General features: G+C 60.3%; 18 protein-coding genes. 4 read left to right on the top strand and 14 right to left on the bottom strand.

The window, feature by feature from the left end:
• Window positions 1-24: 24 nt before the first annotated feature.
• Window positions 25-1,818 (bottom strand): ShlB/FhaC/HecB family hemolysin secretion/activation protein, encoded by a 1,794-nt coding sequence (locus tag ACZZ0Q_RS18970; RefSeq protein ID WP_463541193.1) that lies wholly within the window; start codon window positions 1,816-1,818, stop codon window positions 25-27.
• 399 nt (window positions 1,819-2,217) lie between these two features.
• Between ACZZ0Q_RS18970 and ACZZ0Q_RS18965 the strand changes: the two genes are divergently transcribed.
• From ACZZ0Q_RS18965 to yjiA, 3 genes are all read left to right on the top strand, one after another.
• Window positions 2,218-4,284 (top strand): carbon starvation CstA family protein, encoded by a 2,067-nt coding sequence (locus ACZZ0Q_RS18965; RefSeq protein ID WP_463541194.1) that lies wholly within the window; start codon window positions 2,218-2,220, stop codon window positions 4,282-4,284.
• Window positions 4,285-4,344: 60 nt separating this feature from the next.
• Entirely contained in the window at window positions 4,345-4,548 is a 204-nt protein-coding gene (locus ACZZ0Q_RS18960; RefSeq protein WP_122452145.1) for a YbdD/YjiX family protein, read from the top strand.
• 98 nt (window positions 4,549-4,646) lie between these two features.
• A complete protein-coding gene (yjiA, locus tag ACZZ0Q_RS18955) occupies window positions 4,647-5,621 on the top strand; it encodes a GTPase (RefSeq protein WP_463541195.1) in 975 nt (324 codons plus the stop codon).
• 13 nt (window positions 5,622-5,634) lie between these two features.
• Here the strand turns inward: yjiA and ACZZ0Q_RS18950 are convergent, their stop codons facing one another.
• The 13 genes from ACZZ0Q_RS18950 to ACZZ0Q_RS18890 all read right to left on the bottom strand — a co-directional run bounded on the left by ACZZ0Q_RS18950 (window position 5,635) and on the right by ACZZ0Q_RS18890 (window position 17,767).
• The gene (locus ACZZ0Q_RS18950) at window positions 5,635-6,360 is read right to left on the bottom strand and encodes a class I SAM-dependent methyltransferase (protein ID WP_122492891.1); all 726 of its coding nucleotides are present in this window, start codon (window positions 6,358-6,360) and stop codon (window positions 5,635-5,637) included.
• Between the two features lie 58 nt (window positions 6,361-6,418).
• On the bottom strand, window positions 6,419-6,736 hold the full coding sequence (locus tag ACZZ0Q_RS18945; RefSeq protein ID WP_122492890.1) for a YkgJ family cysteine cluster protein: 318 nt from the start codon (window positions 6,734-6,736) through the stop codon (window positions 6,419-6,421).
• Window positions 6,737-6,775: 39 nt separating this feature from the next.
• Window positions 6,776-7,261, bottom strand: coding sequence for a DUF2878 domain-containing protein (locus ACZZ0Q_RS18940; protein WP_463541196.1), 486 nt, complete (start codon window positions 7,259-7,261; stop codon window positions 6,776-6,778).
• Window positions 7,262-7,277: 16 nt separating this feature from the next.
• A complete protein-coding gene (locus ACZZ0Q_RS18935; protein WP_463541197.1) occupies window positions 7,278-8,549 on the bottom strand; it encodes a class I SAM-dependent methyltransferase in 1,272 nt (423 codons plus the stop codon).
• Window positions 8,536-9,333, bottom strand: coding sequence for a DUF1365 domain-containing protein (locus ACZZ0Q_RS18930; RefSeq protein WP_463541198.1), 798 nt, complete (start codon window positions 9,331-9,333; stop codon window positions 8,536-8,538). Before ACZZ0Q_RS18930 ends, ACZZ0Q_RS18935 begins: the two co-directional genes overlap by 14 nt.
• Window positions 9,330-10,580: an NAD(P)/FAD-dependent oxidoreductase gene (locus tag ACZZ0Q_RS18925; protein ID WP_463541199.1), complete on the bottom strand. Its 1,251-nt coding sequence runs from the start codon at window positions 10,578-10,580 to the stop codon at window positions 9,330-9,332. Before ACZZ0Q_RS18925 ends, ACZZ0Q_RS18930 begins: the two co-directional genes overlap by 4 nt.
• Window positions 10,577-11,365 (bottom strand): SDR family NAD(P)-dependent oxidoreductase, encoded by a 789-nt coding sequence (locus ACZZ0Q_RS18920; protein WP_463541200.1) that lies wholly within the window; start codon window positions 11,363-11,365, stop codon window positions 10,577-10,579. Before ACZZ0Q_RS18920 ends, ACZZ0Q_RS18925 begins: the two co-directional genes overlap by 4 nt.
• The gene (locus ACZZ0Q_RS18915; protein ID WP_463541201.1) at window positions 11,362-11,838 is read right to left on the bottom strand and encodes a nuclear transport factor 2 family protein; all 477 of its coding nucleotides are present in this window, start codon (window positions 11,836-11,838) and stop codon (window positions 11,362-11,364) included. The genes ACZZ0Q_RS18920 and ACZZ0Q_RS18915 overlap by 4 nt, the downstream gene beginning before the upstream one ends.
• 3 nt (window positions 11,839-11,841) lie before the next feature.
• A complete protein-coding gene (phrB, locus tag ACZZ0Q_RS18910) occupies window positions 11,842-13,320 on the bottom strand; it encodes a deoxyribodipyrimidine photo-lyase (protein ID WP_463541202.1) in 1,479 nt (492 codons plus the stop codon).
• Complete coding sequence (locus ACZZ0Q_RS18905) at window positions 13,320-14,291, bottom strand: MerR family transcriptional regulator (protein WP_463541203.1); 972 nt, start codon at window positions 14,289-14,291, stop codon at window positions 13,320-13,322. Before ACZZ0Q_RS18905 ends, phrB begins: the two co-directional genes overlap by 1 nt.
• A gap of 14 nt (window positions 14,292-14,305) precedes the next feature.
• Window positions 14,306-15,259 carry a YbgA family protein gene (locus ACZZ0Q_RS18900; RefSeq protein ID WP_463541204.1) on the bottom strand — a complete coding sequence of 318 codons (954 nt, stop codon included), beginning with the start codon at window positions 15,257-15,259 and terminating at the stop codon, window positions 14,306-14,308.
• Window positions 15,260-15,386: 127 nt separating this feature from the next.
• Window positions 15,387-16,475 carry a tRNA (uridine(54)-C5)-methyltransferase TrmA gene (trmA, locus tag ACZZ0Q_RS18895; RefSeq protein WP_463541205.1) on the bottom strand — a complete coding sequence of 363 codons (1,089 nt, stop codon included), beginning with the start codon at window positions 16,473-16,475 and terminating at the stop codon, window positions 15,387-15,389.
• A complete protein-coding gene (locus ACZZ0Q_RS18890) occupies window positions 16,472-17,767 on the bottom strand; it encodes an NCS2 family permease (RefSeq protein ID WP_463541206.1) in 1,296 nt (431 codons plus the stop codon). Before ACZZ0Q_RS18890 ends, trmA begins: the two co-directional genes overlap by 4 nt.
• Before the next feature lie 541 nt (window positions 17,768-18,308).
• On the opposite strand from ACZZ0Q_RS18890, the gene ACZZ0Q_RS18885 reads away from it, so the two are divergent.
• A complete protein-coding gene (locus ACZZ0Q_RS18885) occupies window positions 18,309-19,700 on the top strand; it encodes a PhoH family protein (protein WP_463541207.1) in 1,392 nt (463 codons plus the stop codon).
• The last annotated feature ends 3 nt before the right edge of the window (window positions 19,701-19,703 follow it).

Raw genomic sequence — 19,703 nt, 5'->3', positions numbered from 1 at the left:
TGCATCCTGTTGAATATAAGTAGTTTAAAAGTTGACGTAGGTGCTCATATAAAGGACGGCACTGTCGTTGCTGTCCTTTAATTCGTCTTGCATATACAACGGAAGGCCTAGCGTTATTGAGGCGCCGCCATAGCGCCAATTTCCGCTGCCTCCTATGGCTAACCCAGCAATCGCGCCACCGTTGCTCTCTTTAGTTACGTCTCGCGCATAGCCGGAGTCGAGGCCGATCAATGGAGAAATAGATCCGCCTAATAGTTGCAGTGAGCGCGTTAGGGTGTTTGACATATAGATCCCTTGGTCGCCCCATAGAGGCGGGCCCCTGAATCCTCTAACGGTGAACTCATCGCCAAGTCCCATTTTTTCGGCGACTAGCAAGTTATCTTTTGAGTACTGACCGCCAATCCGGGACGAAAAGCTAAAGTCCCTGTCTTGCCATTTGAATGGACGGGACCAGGCAGTATTGAATCCAAGCTTTTGAAAGTGCTTGGGCTGGTGATGATCATCGTAAGCGGCTTGTTTGGAACCCCAGGAGGAGATGCCTTGGCTAAACGTGGCGTCGGAATATAAAGAACCACCGGCGAGCTGCGTGATATGTTCCAGGCCGAACTTGACGTTGGAATAAGGCATGCTGTTTGTACCCAGAAAAGCATCTTCTAGATAGTTGGCGCTTTCTTTATGTTCTATTTCAGCTGATGCTGTTAATTTGTCCGTTTTTCCGCGGCTGAGTACATGGCTGAACTTGGCGGCGTAGGTTTGCGAGTCACCGCTGGTGTTATAGGTGCCGTAGTTACCGCCAGGCGTTAGTCGCTCGTACTGCGAATGGTTGAATCGAAGATCAACTTTAGAAAATCCGAACGGAACCGAGTATGTAACGCCGGCGTTGTACTCTGAATTGCTTTCACTGAGTTCATAGCGCCGGGTACTCAGGTTAAGGCCGACGGTATCGTTGCCCAGTAACAGATCACTAATGCTGGTCGATGCGCTGAAGCGGTAACGGCCTTTGCTCGGGCTGTCCATTCCAGAATTATCAACCTTGACCGTGACGCTCGGCAGCCCTTTGTCCTCAATAACCAAGTTCAAATATGAATAACCATGACGCTCAGAAGGTTGAATATCAACGCGCGCGGTTTTCGCTGCGTTATTCAGGTTTTCTACCATTTGGTCAACTTGCCGAATGTTTAATGGCTTCCCTGAAAGTGCGGGCATGGCCGATGCGGTTAAGAGTTTTTGGTACGGACCGCTGGGCGGTTTTCCGTTAATTAACCAACCCTCGACGTAGCCCCAATTTATCTTCAGCTCTACTTCGCCTTGCTTCATGTTTTTGGGCACAAGGCTTACGGTCGTAGTAGAGAAACCTTCATCGGCATATCGATTACTGACGTCTCGAATCAAGCCGAACAGATCGCTGCTGCCGAGTTCGCGGTTTTTATATTTAGCGAGCACTTCATCAACATTGACAGTGCTATTGCTTTGATCGCCACTATTGATGGTGATCGTAGTGATCAGGAACTTAGGCCCATTGTCAGTTGGCTCGGGTGGCTCGGACAGTTGCAGTTGAGGGGCCTGGGAATCCCGTTGGTTTTTTTCGAGTTGGCGGTTTATTTCCTCCTGTTGCCGCTGTTTGTTTTGCAAGTCTTGTTCGCGGTCAATAGGGCTAATCCGCGGAGTTGGATCCGCCGCTTGCACCAACGGTGAAACGGCGGTCGCGAAAACACCGATTAGTGCGGCTTTAACTATCGCGTCGGAGAGCGAGCAGAAGTGGCGTCGTGAAGATAGCGGTTTGGTGTCGCCGGCTTGTGAAACGGTAGATGGGTTCATGGTCGGTAATCTATGCATCTATGGGGAGATGCATTCTTAATGCGCCTAGAGCTACCGAGTAGAATGTGGTTCGCCTGCGAATGTCAGTTGCTGCCTACATGGTTGTAGGGGGGATATAAAATGTGTGAAGTTGGCCTTATTGATGTAGGACTTGTGGAAGTTGCAGGTTTTTTCGCGTCACTCAATAATTTTGTTCGTGTGACTTGGTAGTGCCGTTTCCAATCCCCACACGACGCTTTGACTCGACTAAATCAGCCTGAGGTCGTGGCACTACGTACACAGATTTTCCTGGCCGCTGGGGGTCTATGCAGTGCGCCTAGACCAACGTCGGATACCTTGCGGCACGGAAACGTCTAAACTCGAAAGGCCGCTTGTACGTCCATCCATTCGGAGTTTTCCATGAACAATAACAATAGCGTCCTACGCCATCTGCCTTGGGCAGTGTTGGCCGTAGTGGGCGCCGGTGCCTTGGGTGTCGTGGCCTTGCGCCGCGGTGAAGCCATCAACGCGTTATGGATAGTGGTGGCCGCCGTGGCCCTCTATCTAGTTGCCTACCGTTACTACAGTTTGTTTATCGCCAATAAGGTGATGCAGCTGGACCCCAACCGCGCCACTCCCGCTGTGTTGAATAACGATGGTCTGGACTACGTGCCGACCAACAAGCACATCCTGTTCGGTCACCACTTTGCGGCTATTGCAGGCGCAGGTCCGTTAGTGGGCCCGGTGCTTGCTGCGCAAATGGGTTACCTGCCCGGTACGCTCTGGCTGATTGCGGGGGTGATTCTCGCCGGTGCGGTGCAAGACTTCATGGTGCTGTTCATTTCCACGCGCCGTAACGGCCGCTCGCTGGGTGAGCTGGTGCGCGAAGAAATGGGCCAGGTGCCCGGCACCATTGCGCTGTTTGGCGCGTTCCTGATCATGATCATCATCCTCGCGGTGCTGGCGCTGATCGTGGTGAAAGCCCTGGCGTCGAGCCCGTGGGGTATGTTCACCGTGATGGCGACCATCCCGATCGCGATGCTGATGGGCGTGTATATGCGCTATATCCGCCCGGGCCGCATTGGTGAAATTTCGGTGGTGGGCCTGCTGCTGTTGCTCGGTTCCATCTGGCTTGGAGGCCAGGTCGCTGCCAGCCCGGAATGGGCGCCGATGTTCACCTTCACCGGCATTGAAATTACCTGGATGCTGATCGGCTACGGCGCCGTGGCGTCGGTGTTGCCGGTGTGGTTGCTGCTGGCCCCGCGTGATTACCTGTCTACCTTCCTGAAAATCGGCACCATCATCGCGCTGGCGCTGGGCATTCTGATCACCATGCCAGAGCTGAAAATGCCGGCGCTCACTCAGTTTGTCGACGGCACCGGCCCGGTGTGGAAGGGCGGTCTGTTCCCGTTCCTGTTCATCACCATTGCCTGCGGTGCAGTGTCGGGTTTCCACGCGCTGATTTCTTCCGGCACCACGCCGAAGCTGCTGGCGAGCGAAGCCCATGCGCGCTACATCGGTTACGGCGGCATGTTGATGGAGTCGTTCGTGGCAATCATGGCCATGGTCGCTGCCTCGGTGATTGAACCGGGTGTGTACTTCGCCATGAACAGCCCACCCGCTGTAGTGGGTGCCGACGTGGCTTCGGTCGCGGCAACCGTGAGCAGTTGGGGTTTCATGATTACGCCTGAGGTGCTGGAAGCCACGGCGCGTGACATTGGTGAAACCACCATTCTGGCCCGTGCCGGCGGCGCGCCGACCTTGGCGGTGGGCATCGCGCAAATCCTGCACCACGTGCTGCCGGGTGAAAACACCATGGCCTTCTGGTACCACTTCGCGATTCTGTTTGAGGCGCTGTTTATCCTCACGGCGGTTGATGCCGGTACGCGAGCGGGACGCTTCATGCTGCAAGACCTGCTCGGCAACTTCGTGCCGGCGCTGCGCAAAACCGATTCTTGGGTGGCCAACATCATTGCCACAGGCGGTTGCGTGGCGATGTGGGGCTGGCTGCTGTACCAAGGCGTGGTCGATCCGTTAGGCGGCATCAATACCTTGTGGCCGCTGTTCGGCATTTCCAACCAAATGCTGGCCGGTATCGCGCTGATGCTCGGCACCGTGGTGCTGATCAAAATGAAGCGTCAGCAATACGCGTGGGTAACCATGCTGCCGGCTGCCTGGCTGCTGATTTGCACCACGACTGCGGGCCTGATCAAGCTGTTCGACAGCAACCCGGCGGTCGGTTTCGTCGCGCTGGGCCGCAAGTACAGCGATGCCTTGGCCGCCGGCCAGGTGATTGCCCCGGCTAAAGATGCGGAGCAAATGCAGCACGTGATCTTCAACGCGTACACCAACGCCACCCTCACGGTGCTGTTCCTGTTCGTCGTGTTCAGCGTGCTGTTCTACGCCATCAAAGTCGGCCGCGCGGCCTGGGTTCGCCCGGAGCGCAGCGACAAAGAAACCCCGTTTGAACCCATTCCGCACATCTAAGCAATTCGTTGTGTGGACACGGGCCGGCACCGCGCCGGCCCGCTTTATTGAGGACAGACCATGTTCAATGACCTGAGTCGCATGGGCAAATACCTGGGGCAGGCCGCGCGCATGCTGGTGGGCATGCCCGATTACGACAATTACGTCGAGCACATGGCGAACAAGCATCCGGACAAACCGGTAATGACGTACGAAGAGTTCTTTCGTGAACGTCAGGAAGCCCGTTATGGCGGCGGAAAGGGGCGGCCCATTCGCTGCTGCTGAATCGACCGCACTTTTCTTCTGTTGAAATTTCTGGCGCCACGCTTGTCGTGGCGTTTTCTATTTAGGCGCCCCACGGCGTCACTGTTCAGGACGTAACCATGAGTCACGCTCCCATTCCCGTCACCGTTCTCAGCGGGTTTCTCGGTGCCGGCAAAACCACCTTGCTGCGGCATATTCTCAAGGCCGAACATGGGCTGAAAATTGCCGTTATCGAAAACGAATTCAGCGAAACCCCCATCGACAGCGAACTGCTCGGCACCGAGCCGGTGCAGGTGATGACCCTCGCCAACGGCTGCGTGTGCTGCTCCATTCACGTCGAGCTGGAGAAAGCCCTCTACCTGCTGCTCGACCGTCTGGACAGCGGCGAGCTGGCGTTCGATCGCCTGGTGATCGAGTGCACCGGCCTGGCCGACCCGGCGCCAGTCGCGCAAACCTTTTTCGCAGAAGAAGAACTGTGTGAGCGCTACGTGCTCGACGGCATCATCACCGTGGTCGACGCCGCCAACGCCGACCGCCACCTGGCCGAGCCCATCGCCCAGGCCCAGGTTGGGTTCGCAGATCGCGTTCTGGTGAGCAAGCGCGACCTGGTAACGGACGAACACTACGACGCGCTGGTACAACGCCTCGGCCGCATCAACCGCCGCGCGCCGATTCGTGTGGTTGAACATGGTCAGATCGATTTAGCCGAGTTACTGGATGTTCGCGGCTTCAACCTCAATGCCGACCTTCCTGCCACCATCAGCCTGCGCCCGCTAACCCCTGCCGCCAGCCCGGACCGCATCGGCACCCTGGTGCTGAAAAGCGAGCAGCCGTTGGATATCGACAAGCTCAGCGCCTTTATGGAAAACCTGCTGGAAACCCACGGTAATTCGCTGCTGCGCTACAAGGGCGTGCTGAATATTGCCGGCGAAGACCGGCGCATGGTGTTTCAGGGCGTGCTGCGCCTGTACGGCTTTGACTGGGACCGCGAATGGCTGGCCGACGATGCGCGTGAAAGCGTGATCGTGTTTATCGGTGACCAGTTACCCGAAGAAGAGATTCGCGCGGGGTTCGCCGCCGTCGCGGCTGACTGAATTCAGAACGCGATCACTGCGCCTTGAACTGGCACGTCAGGTAGCGATTGCTAAAGCCATAACGAAGCATCGAACCCAGGCGCGCCAGCAGATAGAACGGGTGGCGCCGGTAGTACTGCAACACGGCGTTGCCCACGCCTTCAGAGCGATGCTGTTTCTGGTGATCGGCTTTCTTGCTAAACAGCCCCTTGAATTGCCACCACTGAACTTGCTCGAACTCCTTCACCGAGCGCAGGCCTTGGCTGCGGAACAGGCGCGCGAACGAACCTTTGCTGAAGTCGTGCAGGTGATGGGGATTGCCGTCCAGGGTCGGCGTGATTGGCACCGAGGCAATCACCTGACCGCCGCTCGCCAGCAGACGACTGTAGTTGGCGACCAGGCGGGCAGGGCTGGGCAAATGTTCGATGGTTTCCAGGCTGACGATGGTGTCGAACGCCTGCTCGCCCGCGAAGGTTTCGGCATTGGCGCACACGTAGCTGAGGTTGCTCAGCCGATAGTGCTGCTGGGCGTAGGCGATGGCGTCGGGGTCGATGTCTACACCGATCACGGTTTTGTCCGGGTTCTGCTCGGCTAACAGCGCTGTGCCGTAACCGCAGCCGCAGGCCATGTCCAGAACGCGCGAGCCACTGAGCAAACCCGAGGCGAATTCGTAGCGCTGCATATGAATGGCCAGCGTCGCGTGGTCGTCGGGGTTTTGCGGGTTGAGGTCTTTGGGGTAAATGCGTTCGATGCTGTGCACGTGGGGCGTCCCTGTCCGTTACGTCTAAGGTGCGACTATACCGATGCTGTTGTGGGAATTAGCGGTAAATGGTCGACAACTGTTGGCGCTCTTCCAGGCATTCCGCTGAGCCGGTCTCAAAAATCCGGCACACCCAGGGCCGGTTTTCGTAGATGGTGCAGCGCATCGTGTCGCGGTCCAGCGCAATGCACCAGCCGTCGTCGAGACGCGCCATCACCTCGCCGCCCCACTCATCGGTGTCGATATAGCGCTCGGGTACGCCCGTGTCGGTGAGCAGCATCACCTCCAACTGGCAGCAGCACGCCGCGCAGTTGGAGCAGGCCACGGCAGGCGTGGGCTCGAGGGTGACGAGGGGAATGGCAGGAAGGTCGCTCATGGGGGCGACAGTGTACAGATTGCCGAAAGGTGCTGGCTGCTATTCGTCCGGGTGCAGGCGCCGCGCCAGGGCGTGCAGCAACGGAAACAGCACGGCCCACAGCATCGCCAGGGTCAGCAGACTTGCCGCCAGCCCGAAGGGCAATTGCACCCCGGTCAGCCGAGCGCCGGCGTAGTACGACAACGGCGCACTCACCGCGCCCAACACGCAGGCCAGCCCCAGCGGCCGTGCTGTCCAGGCCAGACAATGGCGCAAGGTGGTGGCCAGCAGCGTCCACATCAGTATCAGCCAGGCGGGAATCAGCCAGCCGCCCAGTAGCGCTTGCCCCTCGGCAAACACGAACAGCCCGCCGTGCATCAGGGCGCTGTCGATGGCGGTGCCCAGCAGCGTTACAGCCAGCAGCAAACGCCACTCGCCGCGACCGAGGCACGCCAGGTGAATAACCACCACCAGTGCGATGACCCCCAGCAATGCCGGGTACTGCGGGCTGTAAACCCCCGCGAACCATCCGAGCTGAAACAGCACGGCGTTCGCCACGGTTTTAAGCGTCAAAGCGGCCCAACAAAGGCGCAGGTTGCGCCGCCGGTTTGGCCAATAGCAGTTGCGCGGTGCCGATGGTGCGCTCGATAAAACCACCCTCGCAGTAGCACAGGTAAAACTCCCACAGCCGGAAGAAGTAATCGTCGTAACCCTTCTCGTGCAGGGTGTGGCGAGCGTTACGCAGGTTGTCGTGCCACAGGCGCAAGGTGCGAGCGTAGTGCAGGCCGAAGTCTTCCATATGCAGCAGGTTCATATCGGTTTCTTCAGTCACCACCGTGAGCATGGTGGTCAGCGAGGGCAGGGCGCCGCCGGGGAAGATGTAGCGCTGAATGAAGTCGACGCTGCGTTTGGCTTGCTCATAGCGCTGGTCGCGGATGGTGATGGCTTGCAGCAGCATCAAACCGTCGTCTTTAAGCAGGTGCGCGCATTGCTTGAAGTAGGTAGGCAGAAAGCTGTGGCCTACCGCCTCGATCATTTCGATGGAGACCAATTTGTCGTACTGGCCAACCAGGTCGCGGTAGTCCTGCAACAGCAACGTCACGCGATCTTGCAGCCCCTGCGCTTCAATACGCTGGCGGGTGTAGGCGTATTGCTCGCGCGACAGCGTGGTAGTGGTCACCTGGCAGCCGTAATTCACCGCCGCATAAATCGCCATGCTGCCCCAGCCGGTGCCGATCTCCAGCAAGTGGTCAGTCGGCTTTAGCGCGAGCTTCTGGCAGATGCGTTCCAGCTTATTCAGCTGCGCCTGCTCCAGGGTGTCGTCCGCGTTTTGGAACATGGCAGCGGAATACATCATGGTCGGGTCGAGGAATTGCTCGAACAGCTCGTTACCCAAGTCGTAATGCGCCGCGATGTTTTTCTGCGAACCCTTGCGCGTGTTGCGGTTCAGCCAATGCAGGCCGGCCACCAGCGGGCGCCCCAGTTGTGCCAGGCCACGCTCCATGGAATCGAGCAGGTCGAGGTTGCACACAAACACGCGCACCACGGCGGTGAGATCGGGCGAACTCCAGTAGCCGTGGATATACGCCTCGCCGGAACCAATCGAGCCATTGCTGGCGACCAACGACCACACGGCCGGGTCGAGCACGTGAATTTCTGCCTGTAGCTCGGCGCCAGGCTGGCCGAACACCAGGCGCTCGCCGTTCTCGACGATGCTCAGTTGGCCGTGGCGCATCTGCCCGAGCAGGCGCAACACGGCGCGGCGCAGCAGGCCGGCGCCGATGCCATTACCAGTGCGGGAAAAGGTTTTACTGCTAAGGCTAGGGCTTTTCATGGTGGCTTTCCGGCGAAGCCACGCGCACAGAACCCTGCGCCGGCTGGTGGGAGAAAAGGGGCGTGCGTTTAAGCAGCAGGCGCAGGGCCTGCCAGTAGATGGCCAATACGGTTTTGGCGGTCATCCAGGGAAAACTCAGCAAGTGCCCGTGCAGGCTCGCGCGCGTTAACGGGCGGCGCGTCAGGCTCAGGCTGGCGTCGAACAGTTTGTGCTCGCCTTGCCAGTCGGCCATAAACACGCCCAAACGCGCAGTGGGCTGGCTGAAGGTCATGCGGTACTGCACATCGCGCGGCAGAAACGGCGACACGTGAAAAGACTTGTCCACCCGCACATGGTGCGGGCCGGAGTGGCCGTCTTCGCACGGCAGCACGTAGTGATAACGCTCGCGCCACGGCGTATTGCTCACTTCGCAGAGCACCGCCTGCAACTGCCCGACGCTGTCGTAGCAGTAGAAGAAACTCGCCGGATTAAACGCCACGCCCCAGCTGCGCGGCTGTGCCAGCAGGCAGATTCTGCCCAGCAGCGGCGTGCCCAAGGCCTCGCTGACCACGCCGCGCACGGCATCGCTCAGGCGAATGCCGGCGCCGGTGAAGGTCGGCAGAAAGTCGGTTTCGCGAAACGCAAAAGGCGCCCAGCGACTGCGCCCCGCCAATGGCGATAACGCCAGCACCTGTTCCTGTTCATCCAGATCAAGAAACAGAAAGCCCATGCGATAACGGAAATCGTGGGCGCGCGGGCTGAAGCGCCGGTGCTGCACCCAGCCGCTGTATAAGGCGCTGTTCATTGCAGCGCCTCGCCAAACGCCTGCCCAACGCGCAGGGCGCTGACGACGCCATCTTCATGAAAACCGTTGGCCCAGTAGGCGCCGCAGTAGTACGTATGGTTCACGCCGAGCAGTTCGTGCCAGCGCCCTTGTGCTTCGACGCCGGCCAGGCTGTATTGCGGATGCGCATAGGTGTGGCGCGACAGCACCTTCGCCGGGTCGATCACCTCGTTCTGATTCAGGCTCACGCAAAACGTGGTGTCGCTCTGAATGCCTTGCAGAATGTTCATGTCGTACGTCACCGCCGCCGCGCGCTCGCGGTTGCCGTCGAGGCGGTAGTTCCAGCTGGCCCAGGCCAGGCGACGCTTGGGCAGCAGGCGGGTGTCGGTGTGCAGCACCACATCGTTTTCGGCATACGGCAGGGCGCCGAGAATGCTTTGTTCGGCGGCAGTCGGCTGGTCAAGCAGACGCAGCGCCTGGTCGCTGTGGCAGGCGAAAATCACCTTGTCGAAATGCTCGATGCCCTGGGCGCTGTGCACGGTCACCCCAAGCTCATCGCGCTCCACTTTCAGCACCGGGCAATTGAGCCGGATGTGCTGGCGGAAGGAGGCCACCAGCGGCTCCACGTAAGCGCGGGAGCCGCCGCTGATCACGTGCCATTGCGGCCGGTTGTTCACCGACAGCAGGCCGTGATTCTTGAAAAACTGCACAAAGAAACGCAGCGGAAAATTGAGCATTTCGCCCAGCGACATCGACCAGATCGCCGCGCCCATCGGCACGATGTAGTGGTCGATAAAGCGCTGACGATAGCCGCGCGTTTGCAAATAAGTCCCCAGCGTCATGCCGGAGTTGATTTGCTGGTTTTCCAGCTCGGCCAGCGCTTCGCGGTTGAAGCGAAGAATGTCGCGCAACATGCCCCAGAACGTCGGTGACAGCAGGTTGCGGCGCTGGGCGAACAGGCTGTTCAGCGTGTTGCCGTTGTACTCCACGCCGCTCTGCAGGTCGTGCACCGAGAAGCTCATTTCGGTGGGCTGGTAGGCCACCTTCAGTTTGTCGAGCAAGCGGATGAAGTTCGGGTAGGTCCAGTCGTTGAACACGATAAAACCGGTGTCTACCGCGTAGTCGCGGCCATCGACCTGCACGTCCACGGTATGGGTATGGCCGCCGATCCATTCGCTGGTTTCGAACACCTGAATATCGTGCTGGCGGTTGAGCAGATAGGCGCTGGTCAGCCCTGAAATACCGCTGCCGATAATGGCAATTTTCATACGTCGTCCTTGGCGGAATGCGAAACAGGTTCGGCGCTGCGGGCCATGCGTTTACCCATGGCCAATTGCACCGTGGAAGGCAGGCTGGCGAGCAGCTTGAGCACGGCGATAAAGGGGCCCGGGAAGGCGATTTCATGGGGGCGTTTTGGCAGGCGCCTGGCGATATGTTTGGCGGCTTTTTCAGCGGTCCAGGTCATCGGCATGGCGAAGTCATTGCGCGCAGTCAGCGGTGTGTCGACAAAGCCCGGGCTCACCAACGTGACGTCGATGCCTTCGGCGGCGAGGTCAATGCGCAGCGCCTGCATCAGATAACGCAGCGCCGCCTTCGAGGCACCGTAGGCTTCGGCGCGAGGCAACGGCAAATAGGTGACTGAGCTGGCAACCGCGACCAGGTGCGGTTCACGGCCCGCACGCAACAGCGGCAATGCCGCCTCGATGCAGTAACTGGCCGACAGCAGGTTGGCGCGCATGACGCGTTCGACCATGGCCGCTTCGAAGTGCTGAGCGTCGATGTATTCGCAGGTGCCGGCATTTAGAATCGCGCCGTCCAGCCCGCCCCATTGCTGCGCGATCTGCTCGCCAATTGCGCGCACTTGTTCGGCTTCGCCCAAGTCACCGGGCACTACCAGAACGCGTCCCGGAAACCGCTCAGCCAGGGCTTGCAACGGTTCCACACGGCGCGCACTGAGGGCGAGGCGGTTGCCTTGCGCCAACAACTGTTCGGCCAGGGCCGCGCCAATGCCGCTGCTGGCGCCGGTCAGCCAGATCCGTCTGCCGCTGCTCATGCCAGGCGCCCCTTCAGCCAGTGAATAACCCGGCCCATCACGGGCAGGTGTTCGTACAGCAGGGCGCCGGCATCGAAGTAGTCGTGGTGCGCGTACACCTTGTCGCGCCACAGCAGGTGCGAACAGCCTTGTACCGCGATGGCGTTGCCGCCATTCAAACGCGGGTGGCGGTACGTCATGGTCCAGCGCAGATAACCGGCGCCGGGTGCCAGTTCATCGAAGCCGTGGAATTGAAAGTGCAGGTCTTGAACGTTGGCGTACAGCTGCTCGAAATAGGCACGCATGGCCGGCAGGCCGTGAATCTCATGCAGTGGATCCTGGAAGCGCACGCCGTCGCTGTAGAGCTGGCCGAGTGTGTCCAGATTGTCTGCGTTCAACGCGGCAAAGCCGTTAGCGAAGCGCCGGAGGAAGTCGCGCGGTTCACCGTCACGCTGCGGCTCGTCGCCGGGCGCTGCTGCTGGTTCAAGGGGCATGGCTCAGTTTCTCCAGGGCACATCGCTGTCGTCGCCAAACAGCGGCGGAAGTTGGGCATCGCCCAGGCTCTTGAACGCGCTGATGGCGCGGGCACGGCTACTGCTTAAATCAACAATCGGCGCGGGGTAGTCCACGCCGCCAAACAGGTCGGCGCCTTTGCGCACGTGCGGGTTGTGCACGTCTTTGTCGCTGAGCGCATTCAACTGCGGCAGCCAGTGGCGAATAAAACGGCCTTGGGTGTCGAAGCGCTGCGACTGGCTGACTGGGTTGAAAATGCGGAAGTAGGGCACTGAGTCGGTGCCGGTGGACGCGCTCCACTGCCAGCCGCCGTTGTTGGCGGCGAGGTCGCCATCGATCAGGTGGCGCATAAAAAAGCGCTCGCCTTCACGCCAGTCGATCAGCAGGTTTTTGGTCAGAAACATCGCCACCACCATGCGCAGGCGGTTGTGCATCCAGCCGGTGGCCAGCAGCTGCGCCATGGCCGCGTCGATCAACGGAATACCGGTGCGACCTTCCTGCCAGGCAGCGAGGTCTTTGGGCGCGTCGCGCCAGGCCAGCGCCTCGGTTTCCTGGCGAAACGCGCGGTGCCGCGACACACGCGGATAACCGGCCAGAATGTGCTTGTAGAACTCGCGCCAGAGCAGCTCGTTGATCCAGGTGATGATGCCGGTGTTGCCGCTTTCGAACTCACCGTGGTTGCTCATCAGCGCGCGGTGCAGGCATTGGCGCGGCGACACCACACCCGCCGCCAAGTACGTCGACAGTTGGCTGGTGCCCGGTTTGGCCGGCAGGTCGCGGCTGTCGTGGTAGTCGCCGATGCGCTCGTCAGCGAAGGTGTCCAGGCGCTCATGGGCCTCAACCTCGCCCGCCGGCCACAGCGCTTGCAGGCTGGCAGGTGGCGTGGCGAAACCGGGCACTGAGGAGGGCAGAGCATCGCTGGCAATGCCCAGCGCAGCCTGCTTTTTCGGCAGCGGCACGAGCGGCGGCAACGCGGTGTGCAGGCGGCTGTAGCAAACCTTGCGGAACTGGCTGAACACCTGAAAGTAATTGCCCGCTTTGGTCAGAATGCTGCCCGGCTGGAACAGCAGCTGATCGAGGTGGCTGTGCCACAGCACGCCTTGCTCGCCCAAGCGATCGGCCACCGCATGGTCGCGCTTGGTTTCGTTGATTCCGTACTCTTCATTAACCTGCACGCAGCCAATTTCATGCTCGTTGCACAGCTCGGCAATCACCTGCGGCGCGTCGGCCCAGGTGTCGGCCTTGCGGATCAGCAGCGGCACGCCCAGCTTTCCCAGCGCGTCGCGCAAGGGCGCGAGGTTGCGCAGCCAGAAGTCGACTTTGCACGGGGCGTCGTCGTGTTGTTGCCATTGCGAGGGGCTGAGTAGAAACACCGCGAGCGTCGGCCCCGCCTGCATGGCGGCGGTTAGGGCGCTGTTGTCCTGCACGCGCAGGTCGGTGCGAAACCACATCAGCTGGCGCATCACGCGTTGGCCTTTTTGGCGCCGAGCATGTCGAGCTGCTGCAAGGTTTCCAGGGCCAGCAAGGGATCATCGGCCAGGTGCAGACCGTTGAGCTGGGTTTGCAGTGCGAGCAAATCGGCGTGGTGAATGCGCACGGTCGGGCCCACCAGCAAGCGCGGGCAACTGCTGTCGGCGAGCAGCTTGGGCAACTGCGCGCTGACCAGCGCCTGGCCGGAATACAACAGCGTGGCGCGCGGCTTGATGTGCTCGATGGCCAGCGCCAACTCCAGCGGCGGCAACGGCCAGTCGAACACCTCGACGGCACAATCGGCGCTGCTCAGCAGCCAGGCCGACAGCCACAATGCCGGCTCCATCGGCAGGTCCGACAGATTCACCAGCAGCAACGGAGCGCCGCTCTGTTGACGGTTGTTCTGATAAATCCGCGAACCCAATTTGCTGCGCAGCCAGGAGAAGAAAAACACCTTCTCCAACTGCGCGCCGAACTGGCCTTGCCAACGCTGTTCCAGCTCGGCAAGCAGCGGCAGCAGCAGTTGTTCGCACAACAGCTTTGGCGGGTACAGCAGCTCGACGCGTTTGAAGGCATCGTCCAGCCGGCGCTCGGCTTGTTCGCTGATGGCATTGAGCAGCGCCACGCGGGCTTCTTCCCAGCCATTGCTGTCGACATGGGCATTGGGCAGCGCGGCGGTTTTCAGCAGCGCCTTGACCTGGCTGACCGCTACGCCGCGATTGAGCCAGGTGAGAATCGCCTGAATACGGGCGATGTGGTCTTGCGTGTACAGGCGATGCCCTTTGGCCGTGCGCTGCGGCACGATCAGCCCGTAGCGACGCTCCCAGGCGCGCAGGGTGACCGGGTTGACGCCGGTAATGCGCGACACGTCGCGGATCGGCAACAAGTTATTGGCCAGCGCCGCTTGCATCTCGGCATCGGTGCTGTCTTCGGGTTCATCGTGCTGGGGGGCGTGTTTATTCATTTATCTGTTCCAATTCAAAGCGCGTTGCGCAGGCTCAGCGTGGCCGGGTGCGGCTGCAGATAAACCTGTTGCGCAACGTAGTGATCAGGGTGCAAGAGGAAATGGTGTTTAAGCAGCGTGAGCGGCACCACCAACGGTACGTAACCGCGGCGATATTGCTCGATCAGCTGCTGCATTTCGGCTTTTTCTTGGGTGCTCAGCGTTTGCTTCAAGTGGCCGCTGAGGTGCTGCAACACGTTGCTATGGGTGCCGCGCGTGGCGCATTTGCGCAGCGCTTCCATCAAGGCACTGAAGTAGCGTGGGGCGAGGTCTTTCAGATCGTGCAGCACCATGTCGCCGAGCAATTGGCCCAGGGCGCGGTACTGCTCAGGGTTGGTCGCCAGCAACAGGTATTTGTAGCGGGCATGAAAGTGCGTGAGGCGCTGGCGGGTCAGACCGGTTTGCAGCAGCTCTTGCCAGTCGGCATAGGCGTAAACGCGGGTGAGGAAATTTTCCCGCAGCACCGGGTCATTCAGCCGGCCTTCTTCCTCCACCGGCAAATCCGGCAGCGCCGCACAAAATGCAGCGGCGTACAGGCCACGACCACCGCCCGGCGCCGGCAAGCCATTGGCCTGATACACCTTGACCCGATACAGCCCGCACGAGGGCGACTTCTGCATAAAGATGTAGCCGCTGATGCCGGGGAGCTGCGTGGCCATCTTCTCGCCGTAGGCGGTGAGTGCGTCGGTCACTTCCAGTTCCGGGCTCACGGTGCCCACCGCACGCGGTGCGGCGATATCGCCCACCAGGCGGATTGGCTCGCGCGGCGTGCCCATGCCAATCGCCACTTCCGGGCAGACACCCACCAGGTCTACGTGCTCAGTCAGTTGCTCGGTGCACAACGTTGAACGCTTGTGCCCGCCGTTGTAGCGCACCTCATCGCCCATTAAGCAGGCGCTGACGGCTATTTTCGGTTTGCTCTGACCCATGACTGCCCCTGCGGCTTACTTGTACAAGCGAAGGATCTTGTACAGCTTTAGGCGAGAGACTAGTGATGTACTTGTACAAGTGCAAGCGCCTTGTACAAGTATTTCCGCTGGGGAGGAGGCGCGGCGATTAACGGCGCGTCAGCAGAACGCCCGATTCCATGTGATGGGTGTACGGGAACTGGTCAAACAGCGCGCAGCGCTCGATGCGGTGCGTGTCGTTCAACTGGGCGATGTTCGCCGCGAGGGTTTCCGGGTTGCAGGAGATGTACAGGATGTTGTCGAAGCGCCGCGTCAGCTCGCAGGTATCGGGGTCCATGCCGGCGCGCGGCGGGTCGACGAATACGCTGCCGAACTCGTAAGCTTTGAGGTCGATGCCTTGCAGGCGACGGAACGGCCGCACGTCGTTGAGCGCTTCGGTCAGTTCTTCGGCGGACAAACGCACCAGCGTTACGTTGTTTACGCCGTTGTCATCAAGGTTGGCGAGCGCGGCGTTTACTGAGGTTTTGCTGATTTCCGTGGCCAGCACGTTGCGCACGCGGGTGGCCAGCGGCAGGGTGAAATTGCCGTTGCCGCAATACAGCTCGAGCAAATCGTCGCTGCGTTGACCGAGCGCCTCGTACGCCCAATTGAGCATGTGCTGGTTCACGGTGCCGTTGGGTTGGGTGAAGGCGCCTTCGGGTTGCCGGTAGCTGAAGGTGCGGCCGGCAACATCGAGTTTTTCCACAACGTAATCGCGACCCACTACCAGCCGTTGCCCACGGGAGCGGCCGACAATGCTCACGCCCAGGTCCGCCGCCAACTGCTCGGCGGCAGCTTGCCATTCCTCATTTAACGGGCGGTGGTAGCACAGGGTAATCAGCCCGTCGCCGGCCAGTGTGGTCAGAAATTCCACCTGAAACAGCTTGAAGCCCAGCGCCTTGCTGCCTTGCCAGGCGGCTTTTAGCAGCGGCATCAGCGCGTTAATGCGTTGGCTGGCAATGGGGAAGTCTTCGAGCAGAATCGGCGTGTGTTTATCGCCGGCGGCGAACATGGCGTAGAAGCGTTCTTCGCCTTCGCGCCACAAGCGGAACTCGGCACGCAGGCGATAAAACTCGCGCGGCGACTCGAATACTTGCGGTGCGGGTGCATCAAACGGCGCGAGCAAATTCTGCAGGCGCTGCTTCTTTTCCGCCAGTTGGGCGTCGTAGGTGCTGGGGTCGAATTGGGGCGCGCTCATGCGTTGAACCACCCGAGTTTCACCACAAACAGCACGGCCAGAATCACGATGGCCGGGTTCAGTTCGCGCCAGCGGCCGGCGAGCAGCTTGATCACGGCCCAGGCGATGAAGCCAAAGGCAATGCCGTTGGCAATCGAGAAAGTCAGTGGCATTGCCAGGGCGGTAATCACCACCGGGGCGGCGACGGTGATGTCGCTCCAGTCAATTTCTGCCAGGCCAGCGGTCATCAGCACGGCCACGAACAGCAACGCTGGCGCGGTGGCGAAAGCCGGCACGCTGCCCGCCAGTGGCGCGAGGAACAGCGACAGCAGAAACAGAATAGCCACCACCACGGCGGTCAGCCCGGTGCGGCCGCCGGCGCTGACGCCCGCTGCCGATTCGATATAGCTGGTGGTGGTCGAGGTGCCGAGCACCGAACCGACCATGGCCGCGCTGCTATCGGCGATCAGGGCGCGGCCCATCTTCGGCATATCGCCGTCAGCGCGCATCAGACCGGCTTTCTTGGCCACGGCGATGAGCGTGCCGGAGTTGTCGAAAATATCCACAAACAGGAAGGCAAACACCACGGTCACCAGGCCGATGTTCAGCGCGCCTTTAATGTCCAACTGCATAAAGGTCGGCGCCAGGGACGGCGGCATCGAGAACACGCCGCCAAACTGCGAAACGCCCAAGGCGATGCCCGCTGCGGTGGTTACCAGAATGCCGATCAGCACGGCGCCGGTGATTTTGCGAGCTTCCAGCGCAACGATGATAAAGAAGCCGAGAATCGCCAGCAGCGGTGCCGGTTGGCTGAGGTCGCCCATGCCCACCAACGTGGCCGGGTTGGCAACAACGATGCCCGCTTCTTTCAGCGCGATCAGGGCCAGGAACAAACCGATGCCGGCGGCAATGGCCGAGCGCAGCTCCAGAGGAATGCTGTTGATGATCCATTCACGGATGCGAAAGATCGACAGCACAAAAAACATACACGCCGACAGGAACACTGCACCCAGCGCCACTTGCCAGGTGTGGCCCATGTGCAACACGACGGTGTAGGTGAAGAACGCGTTCAAGCCCATGCCCGGCGCGAGGGCGATGGGGTAGTTGGCGATAAAGCCCATGATCGCCGAACCGATGGCGGCGGCCAGGCAGGTCGCCACGAACACGGCGCCTTTATCCATGCCGGTCTCGCCGAGGATGCTCGGGTTAACGAACAGGATGTAAGCCATGGTCAGGAAAGTCGTGATCCCGGCAAGGACCTCGGTGCGCACCGTGGTGTTGTGTGCAGTGAGTTGGAACAGTCTTTCCAGCATGGGCGGGCTCCGCGGATGTGATCAGTGGCCGTCTTGTTGCTCATCGAAGCAAAGCACAGACGCCTGGCTGGCGCTCTGTGGCTCGGTTCCGAGGAGTCGGGTGCGGCGAAAAAAGCGGCGCATCATACCAGTTCGCACGCGCGCACTTGTGCCTTGCATCGGGCGCAGGCCGGTACGGCAGCAAACGGTGATGGAAAAAAGAGAACAGGAGGAGGGCGGGGCGAACGATCCTGCATACGCACAATGTATGTAGGAAAAGGCTGTTAAGCGCTGGTAGGACTTCCGACTTTAACGAGGTGCTGCAGGGACGCCAAGGGCTTTTCGTCGCACCGAAAAATAAACCTGGCAAACGCAAAAATTACTTTTTCCTGTCACGTTTTTTGGAGTATCTAAAAGGCAGACCGTCGTAACTGGCACGCAGCAGCCTCTTCTCTGCTGGTGCAATTCCCCCGCTGCGGCCAGGGAATGAAACGGCGGTCTGGTGCGGCGGAGCGCTGACCTGGCATTCCGTCGCTTGGCTCCTATAAGAAGGTGACCGAGTATGGATGACCACGGACGCTCCAGCCCTACTGCTCCAATCCTCTACGCCCTCGATACAAACGTTCTGATCCACGACCCCAACGCCCTCCTGAATTTCCAGGAACACCACGTCGCCATCCCCATGACCGTGCTCGAGGAGCTGGACAAACTCAAAACTGGCAAGCAAGGCGTCGCAGCAGAATGCAGGCAAGCCATCCGCCTGATCGACAAGATTCTCGGCGGTGCCTCTCCCGAAGAAGTCGAACACGGTGTACCGATTCAACGCGATAAAAGCGGTCCCTGCGGTTATCTCTCCATCCTCATGAGTCGTCGCGCCGAGCCCATCACCTGGCTGCCCGAAGACCTCAACGACAACAAAATCATCAACCAGCTGGTCGACTTGCAATCACGCAAGCCGGGCCTCTCTGTGGTGCTGGTTACCAAAGACATCAACATGCGCCTCAAGGCGCGCGCCTGTGGCATTGAATCCGAGGACTACCACACCGACCAACTGGTCGACGACATCTCGCTGTTGCCGCGCGGGTATCACACCCTGAGCGGCTCGTTCTGGGATCGCGTCAACAAGGTCGACACCCGCCAGGACCACGGCCGTACCTGGCACCGCGTGCAGATGACCGACAACTTGCCGGCCGTACACATCAACGAATTCATCATCGACGAGCAGGGCTTTGTCGGCTGGGTCAAAGGCATCAAAGCCGATGAGCTGCTGCTGCTCGACCTGCATCAGGAACCCTTGCTGCATCAGGAAGCGTGGGGCCTGCGCCCTCGCGACATTTACCAGAGCCTGGCGCTATTCGCCTTGCTTGATCCGGATATTCACCTGGTCAACCTGTCCGGCGCGGCCGGCTCGGGCAAAACCATCCTGGCCCTGGCGGCCGCCATTGAACAGACCATGGTCACCAAGCGTTACCGCCGCATTATTGCCACCCGTAGCGTGCAAGGTCTGGATCAGGAAATCGGTTTCCTGCCCGGCACCGAAGCGGAAAAAATGGAGCCGTGGTTGGGCGCCATCACCGACAACCTCGAAGCCCTGCACATGGACGACGAGAACACCCACGGCAGCGTCGACTACATCCTTGGCAAAGTGCCGCTGCAATTCAAATCGCTGAACTACATTCGCGGTCGTAGCTTCCAGCAAAGCCTGATTCTGATCGACGAATGCCAGAACCTGACGCCGCACCAGATGAAAACCATCATCACGCGTGCCGGTACCGGTTCGAAAGTGGTGTGCCTGGGTAACCTGGCGCAGATCGACACGCCGTATCTGTCAGCACCCAGCTCGGGGCTGACCTACCTGACGGAGCGCTTCAAAGATTTTCCACACGGGGTGCATATCACCTTGCAAGGCGTGCCACGGTCGGTGCTGGCCGAGTACGCGGAAGCGAATATGTGAGGG

The sequence above is a fragment of the Pseudomonas sp. AC070 genome, assembly GCF_979258635.1.
Note: the sequence above shows the minus strand (reverse complement) of the source record. Positions and strands in the feature narration are given on the sequence as shown.

What these genes read in the sequence shown, in the direction of transcription:
- ACZZ0Q_RS18970 (WP_463541193.1), bottom strand. Translation starts at nt 1,818, where the DNA reads ATGAACCCATCTACCGTTTCACAAGCCGGCGACACCAAACCGCTATCT.
- ACZZ0Q_RS18915 (WP_463541201.1), bottom strand. Translation starts at nt 11,838, where the DNA reads ATGCCCCTTGAACCAGCAGCAGCGCCCGGCGACGAGCCGCAGCGTGAC.
- ACZZ0Q_RS18930 (WP_463541198.1), bottom strand. Translation starts at nt 9,333, where the DNA reads ATGAACAGCGCCTTATACAGCGGCTGGGTGCAGCACCGGCGCTTCAGC.
- ACZZ0Q_RS18890 (WP_463541206.1), bottom strand. Translation starts at nt 17,767, where the DNA reads ATGCTGGAAAGACTGTTCCAACTCACTGCACACAACACCACGGTGCGC.
- yjiA (WP_463541195.1), top strand. Translation starts at nt 4,647, where the DNA reads ATGAGTCACGCTCCCATTCCCGTCACCGTTCTCAGCGGGTTTCTCGGT.
- ACZZ0Q_RS18960 (WP_122452145.1), top strand. Translation starts at nt 4,345, where the DNA reads ATGTTCAATGACCTGAGTCGCATGGGCAAATACCTGGGGCAGGCCGCG.
- ACZZ0Q_RS18945 (WP_122492890.1), bottom strand. Translation starts at nt 6,736, where the DNA reads ATGAGCGACCTTCCTGCCATTCCCCTCGTCACCCTCGAGCCCACGCCT.
- ACZZ0Q_RS18905 (WP_463541203.1), bottom strand. Translation starts at nt 14,291, where the DNA reads ATGAATAAACACGCCCCCCAGCACGATGAACCCGAAGACAGCACCGAT.
- ACZZ0Q_RS18900 (WP_463541204.1), bottom strand. Translation starts at nt 15,259, where the DNA reads ATGGGTCAGAGCAAACCGAAAATAGCCGTCAGCGCCTGCTTAATGGGC.
- ACZZ0Q_RS18920 (WP_463541200.1), bottom strand. Translation starts at nt 11,365, where the DNA reads ATGAGCAGCGGCAGACGGATCTGGCTGACCGGCGCCAGCAGCGGCATT.
- ACZZ0Q_RS18935 (WP_463541197.1), bottom strand. Translation starts at nt 8,549, where the DNA reads ATGAAAAGCCCTAGCCTTAGCAGTAAAACCTTTTCCCGCACTGGTAAT.
- trmA (WP_463541205.1), bottom strand. Translation starts at nt 16,475, where the DNA reads ATGAGCGCGCCCCAATTCGACCCCAGCACCTACGACGCCCAACTGGCG.
- phrB (WP_463541202.1), bottom strand. Translation starts at nt 13,320, where the DNA reads ATGCGCCAGCTGATGTGGTTTCGCACCGACCTGCGCGTGCAGGACAAC.
- ACZZ0Q_RS18885 (WP_463541207.1), top strand. Translation starts at nt 18,309, where the DNA reads ATGGATGACCACGGACGCTCCAGCCCTACTGCTCCAATCCTCTACGCC.
- ACZZ0Q_RS18965 (WP_463541194.1), top strand. Translation starts at nt 2,218, where the DNA reads ATGAACAATAACAATAGCGTCCTACGCCATCTGCCTTGGGCAGTGTTG.
- ACZZ0Q_RS18925 (WP_463541199.1), bottom strand. Translation starts at nt 10,580, where the DNA reads ATGAAAATTGCCATTATCGGCAGCGGTATTTCAGGGCTGACCAGCGCC.